A 9585-nucleotide genomic window follows, 5' to 3' on the forward strand; every position below is an offset into this window, starting at 1 on the left:
CATAACGTATCGGAAATGATGAACTCTTGAGTAGTAGCCATACCCCAAATTAATCCCTATTTGGATAGCCTCTAAGTACCACGCTTACATGAAACTCAGCCCTGGCAGCCACCCGCCCATACAGACAAAAAAAGGGTCCGTCGCTGCTGCGACAAACCCTTTTCAACCAGTTTCTAATGACCGGAGATGCTAGAACGGATAGCCGATGGCCAGGTTCAACCGCCCGGCTTTGTCGTCGGGCGTGCCGTAGTTGGCGCGCAGCGGGATGGCGTAGTCGAAACGAATGACGAAGAACTGCACGTCGATGCGCAGGCCCACGCCCGTGCCCACGGCTAGCTGCTGCAGAAACGTGCTGGCCTGAAACTGCCCGCCCGGCCGCTGCGGGTCATTGTTGACGAGCCAGATATTGCCCGCGTCCAAGAATACGGCACCCTTCACGTAGGGAAACAAGTCCTGGCGGTACTCGATATTGCCTTCCAGGCGCAGGTCGCCCACCTGGTCGTAGTAGCTAAAGCTGTTGGCCAGGTCGGTGGTGGTGGGCTTGTACGAGCCCGGCCCAATCTGGCGCGCCGCGTAGGCCCGAATAGAGTTGGGGCCGCCAATGCCGTACTGGCGCAGGTAGGGCAGCGAGCCGCCGCTGGAGTTGCCGTAGGGTAGGCCCACCCCAATCTGCAAGCGGCCCACAATGCGGTTACCCGAAGTGGGGTTGTCGCTGATGCGGTAGTACTCGCGTAACTCCAGGTCAAACTTGGCATACTGCGCAAAGCGCTGGCCCGCAATGGTATAGTACTCGGTGGGCGACTTGGCGCCCACCACGGCGCTGCTGATGGCGTTGGCTACGTTGCCGCTCACCTCGGCCATGCCTTGGAAGAAAATCTGCTGGCGGCGGTTTTCCAGCACCTGCTCGTTGTAGGTGTAGCGGTAGGAGCTACCCAGGATGAATTGCGAGCGGTAGGCCTGCTGCAAAAACGGCCGCGCCTGGAGTAGTGAGTCAAATACCGGCTGGGTCGAAACGGCGTTGTACGACACGTCTATCAGCTTCAGCTCCTGCTCATTCGTGATTTTGGTTTTCCAACTGTAGCCGTAATTGAGGTTGTAGCTGGTGGTTGCGAAGTAGCCGGAGCGCGACACATAACGGATACCCGCCCCAAAGTTGGTGCGCGGCTGGAAGTCAGAGTTAACCAGGTTCGGGTTCAGAAAAGGTAGCTTAGGCGCAATGATGCGCGGCACAATGAGCTGGGCATTCAAGCCAAACTCATTGGATATGAGGCCTGTATTGCTGCGGCTTTCGGCGCCGGCCGGGGCGCGGGTCGAGGTTTCGGTCGATGCCACGGCGTTGATGAGCAACTGCTCGGCCCCGCGCAACGCTGAGCGGTTGCGGTACTGAATGGTGAGGCCCGGCCCGGTAAAGCCGTTGCTTTTGCTCACCAATTGCAGTTCGGCCCGCAGGCTTTTCTTCTTGAGCTGCGTCATCAGGATATCCGAATCGAGGCGGGCGCGGCCGGCCGAGTCGCCGGCAGCCGAGGGCCGAAACTTGATTTCGACGAAGCGAAACGTGCCCAGGCTCATGAGGCGGCTCAAGGTCTGGTCGCGGCGGCGCTGCCGAAACAGGCTATCGGGGTACAGAAACACGGTGCGCGTGATGGCCCGCGCCCGAAACACGCTCTCATCGGGATAATACAGGTATTTTTCGAAGCGAACGGGGCTGCGCTCGGTGGTGTCGGTGAGGACGTAGTTGGTGTTGAGGCTCACCGTTTTGAGCCAGTAGGGCTGCTTGGCGCGGGCCGGCGTTTCGCCCTCCAACTTGTAGTAAATATTGGCCTTGCCATTGAGCGTGGTATCGACCTGAAAGAGTAAGTAGTTGGGGTTGAAGTAGTAAAACCCTTCGTTCTTAAGCGCCAAGTCGATGCGTACCCGCTCGTTGGTAAATACATCGAGGTCGTAAGGGTCGCCTGCTTTCAGCAAAGTAGCCGCCTGCGTATTGCGGATAGCCTTGGTAATCAGTGAGTCGCCCTGCGGAAAGCGGATATCCTGAATGAGGTACTGCTGGCCGGGGTGGGCCGTGTAGTCAACTTGGGCCGTTTTCTCCTGCTCCTCCACCTTGCTACTCACCGAGGCGTGGAAGTAGCCTCGGTTTTGAAGGCGGTTGGTCATCAGGGTGCGGGTTTGCTTGGCCTGCACCTGGCTCAGCAGCACCGGCGCCTCGCCCAGCTTGCCGGCCAAGAAGTGGCCCAGGCCCTTCTCCTTGCCCACGCCCAAGTGCCAGAAATACAGCTTGGGCCGTTGGCCCAGAATGGCGGCGTTGGGCTTAGGGCGCACCACGGTTACCAGCTCAGTTTGCAGGGCGGCCTGGTTGCGCAGCTTGGTGGGCGTGTCGATGGTCACCTTGCTGCCCGTGTAGAGCTTCTGGCCCTCCGGAATGTACTTCAGGCCCGAGCACGAGGCCAGTAGCAACAGGCCCAGCCCGCCCGCCCAGCGGCTAGCCAGTCGGCCGGCCGCAGCCCGCTGGGAAATAAGAAAAGAGTTGTTGTTCAAATAGATACGCTTCATGCTAGCTTACTGACTGGTGGCCGGGCGGCGGGTGGTGTCGCGGCGGGCGGTGCTGGGGGCGTTCACGGCGGCGGCCGAGTCGGCTTGCAACTGCTCACGGCGCTTGCGCTCCTCGGTATCCTTTTTGTCCTGCTTGCGCGAGTCGCGCAGGTCGCGCTTCACTTCGGGCGCCATTTTGGCAAACAGGTCTTGCAGGTTGTTGTAGTCGCGCTGGAACACCAGCGACGCCCCGGTGCGCACAATGTTGCCATCGATGTCCTCGTAGGCATTCTGGCGGAAGGCGCGCAGGCGCAGGCGGCCATCGCGTAGCACCGTGTATTCCAGGCTCACATCGCCGGCAAAGTTGCTGGCGTTGCCCTGGCTGGCCTGGTTGCCGGCGGTGCCGCCGCTAAGGGGCACGTCGGTACCCAGGCGCACGGTGAGGCGGTTGTTGAGTAGCTGGCGGCGCACGGCCACGTTCAGGTCGGTGCGGCTTTGGGCCGAGCCGGTGCTGTAATCGGCCTGGTTGGTCACGCCCAGGTCAATGCCCAGGCCGGCCAGGTACTTGCCAGTCAGGTTCTGGAGCTGGTCGGTGAGCACCTGGCTCACTGAGCCGCGCAATTGGCTGGCCACAATGCCTTCGCCAGCCGTGGTTGCAAACGGATTCTGCTGCACAAACCGCCCTAGCACGAGCAGCGAAAACACCTGCTTGCTTTGCTCCGACGTATTGGTGGGCTGGCGCAGCTGGGCTAGCCGGGCCTCTACCTCGCCGCCCAGCGCCCCACGCTGGTCCTCCGGCAATGTAATGTCGAAACCGATAGTAGGCTTACTAAGCTGGTCGGTAACCTTAATGAGTACGCTAAAAGGCAAGGCGTTGCGTGCTACCGTGTTGGCGTACTGGCTGTCGCTGCCCTGGCTAGCGAGCAGTTCGGCCGGGGCCGTTTTTATTTTATAAACAGCCGTCAGGTTAAGGTCAGCGTTGTAGGGGTCGCCAGTCCAGGCGATGGATGAGCCGCGGGCAATGATGAATTCGCGCGTCACCAAGCCGTAGAGCGAGAGCTTGTACTTGCCCCGGCGCACGTCGAGGCGGCCGTTCAGGGTAAGGTTGCCGCTCGGGTCAAGGGTAGTAGTGAGGGTGCCGGCGGCCCGCACGCGCAGGTTATCGCCGCTCACCGGGTCCACCACGAAGGTGAAAGGCGTGTCGTCGGTAATGGTAATCTGGGCCGTGATGTCGTAGCCCACCGCCGTGCTATTTACCGAGTCGGGGTCGGTGAGGACTACCAAGTGTGGCTTGGGTCGCATCTTCAAATCGACAAACTGCACAATGCCTTCGCGGGCCACCACGCTGGGGTCGGCGGCGGGGTTTTCCACCGTCAGGTCTGAGCCCTTGACCACCGTAGCGCGGGTGTCAATTTTGATGAGTGTGAGCGGCCCCGTGAGGCGCGTATCCGAATCGACCACTAGGCGGCCGTAGTAAAGCGTGTTGTCCTGGGTGCGCCTGCTCTTCACGGCCAAGAACTTATTGGTCGTTACGCGCAGGTCTAAGTTGTAGTCAATCAGGTTCTTAGTCAGAAGGTAGCCATTAGCCACCGCCTTGTTGCCGGCCGAATCCAGCACCGTAAAGTTGTTGAAAGCAATGCCCTTCTCATCAAACGTGACGGGCTGGCTCACCAACCGGAACGGCGACCCTAGCTGCGGCACCACAAAGCTGGCATCGGGTGAGGTAGTGAGCTGGCCGCGCACCTGCGGCGCGCTGGTGGTGCCCGCAATGTCGAGCTTGCCGCTCAGGAAGCCCGTGGCTTGGCTTATCTGCCCGGCCGAGAAGGGCTCGGCGGTTTTCACGTTCAGCCGGCCCACGTCGAGCACAAAGTCGAGCGGCGTGGAGCCCACGGTGCGGTAGGCCCCGCGCAGCGTCACGTCGTTGCCGCCCCCGCCGGTGAGGCGGGCGTTCACATCGTAGCGGTCGGCCACCGGGTTGTTGGCTTGCAGGCTCAGGTCGCCCAGCACCGTTTTGCTATAGAGCAAGTCCTTGATGGTCAAGTTAGCCGTGAAGGCCTGCTTCTTGGTGCCTAGGTTGCGGGCCACGGCCTCGCCGTTGAGGGTGCCGCCCAGCGTAGAGTCGGGCTGGCCGATGGCTTTGCTCAAAATCGCCAGCTGAAATTGCTCGAAGCGCACGGCCAGCGGTGAGGTGTTCACGGCCGGATTCTGGCTCTGTACCACCAGGGCCGACGTGCCGTTGGTGAGGCGCAGGTTGTTGGCCACCACGGTGCCGTCGGCGTTGTAGCGCACGTAGTTGTTGGCACCCGCCGTCCAGGTATCGTAGTTGATAATCTGGTCGTTGGCGAAGGCAAATTGGTAGGCATCGCCGCCACGTTGCGCCAGCACCTGCAGCGCGCCGGCCAGAGCCAGCCGCTCGCGGCTGCTGCTATCGCCCAAAATAGCCACGCGGGTATTTACCTTGTTATCAGCCACATTGCCCACAAAGCTGGGCCGGCGCAGCGAGAAGCTGCTGTCTTGCCGGGCGCGGGCCAGCCGCAACGCGTAGTCAAGCTTGCGGGGGTCCGAGTCAACCCGCAGCGTCAGCGAATCGAGCCGATAGTTCTGGTAGCGGATAAAACGGATGTCGCTTTTGGCCGTGAGGCGGGCGGCGGCGCGGTTGTAGTCGCCGGCCAACACAAAGGGCGAGAGCCGCTTCAGGTCAGGCACAAACTGGCGCAGGATGCGGGTGTTCTTTACGCGCAGCGAGTAGGTAAATTGCTGATTACCCGTCTCATTGCGAAACGGCGTCACGCCCGCCAAGTGGAAGTAGCGGTTGATGTGCCGCTGCAACTCAGTAGCCAAATCGCCCAAGTGCACGTTGCCATCGAGGTTTACGGCCGCCACATTCGAGTTGAAATCAACCGCCGTACGGGTGGCCGTTTGCACGATACGACCCTGCACTGAATCGAGCGGAATGCGCTGCTTGTCCTTCGTAATCACAATGCGGTCGCCGCTAAACGTGCCGTTAATCGTATTCAGGCTAGAGCCGCGCAGGTTGGCTTTCAGGTCGCCCTGCACGCGCAGGTCGCCGCCAGTATAAAAGCCCAGCGCCGTGAGGTTGGCCCCGCGCAGGTTCAGCGACGTCACTTCGTAGCTAGGGTTCTTGGCGTCGCGCAAGTTCACCACCGCTTTCAGGTCAAGGTCGAGATTGGGGTCGGAGTGGCTGCTGGCCGCGATGTTGTACTTGCCCCGGTCGATATCCACCGTAGTGGCCACGCCGTGGTAGGTGTAGCCGTTGTAGCGGGCGCTCTGGACATTGGCCGTCAGCTTGCCCACCAACGTGTTGGGGTCCTGCAAGTTACCGGTAGCATTGATGCGTCCCGTGCCCGTGATGGTACCAATAGTGGGGTCTTTCAGCAGCTTGCCCGCATCAAAGTTTTGCACCGCAAAAGTGCCTACCAGCGGCTGCTGCCCATTGGCCTGCTTAGCGCCCAGCTTACCATTAAAGGCTACGTTGCCATACGTCGAGCGCAGCTTGAGATTGGTATCGAACGCCAGCGTGGTCGGCCGCCCTTTAAAGGTGCCGCTCAGCGAGATACTAGGCGGGATGCTGATGTTGTCCGGCACCGTGCCCTTGGGCAGCACGCTCAACAAGTCGGCCCGCGTGCTGCTAAATTTCTGAATATCAAGGTCCACGTACAACCGGCCATCCACATTAGGCAAGCCCACGATGTGCGCCCGGCGCGCCTGCATGTTAGTATTGCGCAGCCCCACAAAGTCGAAGTTGCGCACCAGCAGGTCGCCCAGTCGGCCGCTTACCAGCCCGCTCAGCAGCACGCTTTGATTAGGCCCGGTAGTAAAAGGCGGCGTGCCGGCCAGGCTCGGCACCAGGTACAGAATGTCGCGGAACCCCAGGCGCGTGTTGCGCAAGTCGCCGCTGAGACCCAGATTGGGCAGGTCGTCGGCAATGGCGCCCAGGCTCTTAAACCGCAGACCAAGGCTGCGCTTGAGGCGCGTATGCGGCGTCACCAAGTCGAGGCTGTCGAGCTTGATTTCCACCGAGTCGTACACCACGTTGGCCCGCGCTGAGGTAATGGCGAAACCGCTCTGGTCCTTGCCCGCCAGGTTGTCAATCTTCACCGTAGTCAGGTTCTCAGTAAAGGCCAAATCCCGTGTATTCAACACTAAATCAGTGAAGTGCAGGTGGCTGTAATCCAGCGCCGGGTAGCGGCTTTTCAACTTGGGGTCGTTGAAGTTATCGAAGTTCACCGCCACCTGGCTGATGTTCGACTGGCCCAAGGTTACGCGCCATTTTAGCGGGGTGGCGCTGGCCTTATCGGCGGCCTCGTCCACTTTGCGCACCGCTTCGGCGGGATTGATAACCCGCTGCTCCACCGGCACATTTTTGTCCTGGGAGTAGGCAAACGTCGTGTTTTTCAGCGTGAGCTTGTCAAGGTCGATGCGTTCCTTGGCCAAGTCAATATTCTTCGCCGTAACGTCGGCCAAGCCAATTTTGGCGTTGATGAACTGCGCCGCCGGCGCGTTCTTGTACACGAAGCCTACGTCTTCCAGCATGGCTTTATTCAGCCCAAACGTCAAATCCAGCGGCTTCTCGGGCTTCTTATCGTCCAGCTCAGGCGCGGTTTTGGTTTGCTCCATGCGGATGAAGGCGTGGCGCAAGGCCGCGTTATCTACTTTATACACAGAGTTATCCACATCTACCTCATCCATGTTCACAAGTAGGTCGCCGAGCTTGGCGCGCAGGTCGGAGCCAGCTATCTGGTCGTTCTGCGTGAACAGGATATTGCTCAGGTGTACTTTGCCAATATCGTATTTCAGCCCCGAGCTAGTGGTGTCAACCGGTGCCGTGGGGTCGGTAAAGGCCTTGATGATGAAGTCGTAGTTATTAACGCTGTCGGGCTCGGTGCGCGTCAGGCGTACGCGGCCGTTTTCCAGCTCTACATCCTTGATGTTGACTTGCTTTTTCAGCAACGCGAAAATGTCAACGCTCACGCCTAAGTGGCCCACGCTCAGTAGCGTATCGCGCTGCTGGTCGGCCAGATACACATCGTCGAAATTGATGGCGTGCCGAAAATCCGTCCGAAACGTACCCAGGCGCACCTCGGTTTTAAGCTTGTCGCGCAGGTAGCCTTCGGCCCGCCGCGCCACGAAATCCTGCCCCGCCGGAAACTGCAAAAACACCACGACCCCCACCACCAGCACAAGTACCAGCGCGATTAATCCAAGGACAACGTACAGCAGGCGGCGTAGATAGATGGTCACAGGCAGATAAAAAGAATACGGAGCCAGGATGGCTCAGCAAATAAACCGGGCTAAGCTTGTCCAAACGGAAAACTATCGGCCGGGGTTGGGAGAACATCGCCAAAAACCGCGCTATTTCAGGGTGCCCAACCGGGCCCTCAACGCAGTACAAGCGACTTTCTTACATGTTGCCCCGACCGGCCAAAGCTGCCATCGGCCGTTACTTTGCCCCATGCAGCCTACTTCCGCCCCCGACTACCGCCCCCTCATTCGCCAGGCTTTTGCCGAAATGGAAAAAGTGGTGGTGGGCCAGCACGCCCTAGTCAGCCGCCTGCTCATCGGCGTATTCACGGGCGGCCACATCTTGCTCGAAGGCGTACCAGGTTTAGCTAAAACTCTAACTGTAAGCACTTTAGCTAAAGTATTGCACCTGCACTTCCAGCGGGTGCAATTTACGCCCGACCTGCTGCCCTCTGACCTCGTGGGCACCATGATTTACAACCAAAACCAGTCGGTATTCGAGGTCAAAAAGGGGCCCATTTTCGCCAATCTGGTGCTGGCCGACGAAATTAACCGTTCGCCCGCCAAGGTGCAGAGCGCCCTGCTCGAAGCCATGCAGGAAAACCAGGTCACCATCGGCGACCAGACCTATTTGCTCGACCGGCCCTTCCTGGTGCTGGCCACCCAAAACCCGGTGGAGCAGGAAGGTACCTACCCGCTGCCCGAGGCGCAGGTCGACCGCTTCATGCTGAAAGTGCACGTCGATTACCTCAAAAAGGCCGACGAGCTGGAGGTGATGCGCCGTATGGCCAACATGGGTTTTCAGGGTGATGTGCAGCCCGTGCTCACGAAGGAAGACATTTTCGGCATCCGTGACCAGATAAATCAGGTGCAGATTTCGGATACGCTGGAGAAGTACCTCATCGAGCTGGTGTTTGCCACGCGCCGCCCGGCCGACTACGACCTGCCCGAGTTTGCGCAGTCGGTGCAGTTTGGGGCCAGCCCGCGCGCCAGCATTGCCCTGCACCGCGCCGCCCGCGCCGTGGCTTACCTTGATGGCCGCGACTACGTGCTGCCCGAAGACATCAAAGACGTAGCCGAGGACGTGCTAAATCACCGAATATTAATGACTTATGAGGCTGAGGCCGACGGCATCCGCACGCACGACCTCATTGAGGCCATCCTGCGCAAAGTGCCGATTTCGTGAGGAGTTGATTGGATAATCGCAACCTCCATGAGGTGGGTTGCAACACTATTAATGATGCGAATACAACTTTTCTAAAGCAGGCTTCGTTAGAGGCACCGCGGCTTGCCGCAATGGCTGGTGTAGTGCCAGCTTCGCTCTCTTTCACACCAAAAAGTACGTATTCTTATGAAAAAGCTGCTCATCCTCGCCGCCATGTTGACCGCCGGTGCCTACTCGGCTAACGCCCAAACCGGCACCACGACGACCACGACCCGTCAGACCACCACGACGCCGGCCACCACAACAACCACGACCGCCGAGCCGATGCAAACTGCACCAGCCGCAACTACTGTGGAGTCGACCACCACGACGGCTAACCCCAGCACGCCTACGGTAGTAGTACCGGCCGATGCTAAAATCAAGTCTAACCGCAAAAAGACCAAGATTAAGTAGTCCGCTGCTTTAGCGCTATTTAAGCCAAAGACCCGGTTGCATTTAGTGCGGCCGGGTCTTTTCACATTTGTGGGGCCAGATTCGGATTACGATTTAGGCAACTAAGAGGCTATCCAAATAGGCAATTATACCAAGTGATTCGAGCGCAGGCAAAATGGAGCATGGCGAGGTAGTTT

At 59.4% G+C, this 9585-nt stretch carries 4 protein-coding genes; 2 read left to right on the forward strand and 2 right to left on the reverse strand.

What is annotated here, in order from left to right:
- Window positions 1-189: 189 nt before the first annotated feature.
- The gene (gene tamL, locus ACYVGC_RS24810; protein WP_460586540.1) at window positions 190-2550 is read right to left on the reverse strand and encodes a BamA/TamA family outer membrane protein; all 2361 of its coding nucleotides are present in this window, start codon (window positions 2548-2550) and stop codon (window positions 190-192) included.
- A gap of 6 nt (window positions 2551-2556) precedes the next feature.
- Window positions 2557-7791: a translocation/assembly module TamB domain-containing protein gene (locus ACYVGC_RS24815; protein ID WP_460586541.1), complete on the reverse strand. Its 5235-nt coding sequence runs from the start codon at window positions 7789-7791 to the stop codon at window positions 2557-2559.
- A 211-nt stretch (window positions 7792-8002) separates the two neighbouring features.
- Between ACYVGC_RS24815 and ACYVGC_RS24820 the strand changes: the two genes are divergently transcribed.
- The gene (locus ACYVGC_RS24820) at window positions 8003-8977 is read left to right on the forward strand and encodes an AAA family ATPase (protein WP_460586542.1); all 975 of its coding nucleotides are present in this window, start codon (window positions 8003-8005) and stop codon (window positions 8975-8977) included.
- Window positions 8978-9142: 165 nt separating this feature from the next.
- Window positions 9143-9409 (forward strand): hypothetical protein, encoded by a 267-nt coding sequence (locus ACYVGC_RS24825; RefSeq protein ID WP_460586543.1) that lies wholly within the window; start codon window positions 9143-9145, stop codon window positions 9407-9409.
- Window positions 9410-9585 lie beyond the last annotated feature (176 nt).

This window comes from Hymenobacter arcticus, from assembly GCF_054779975.1.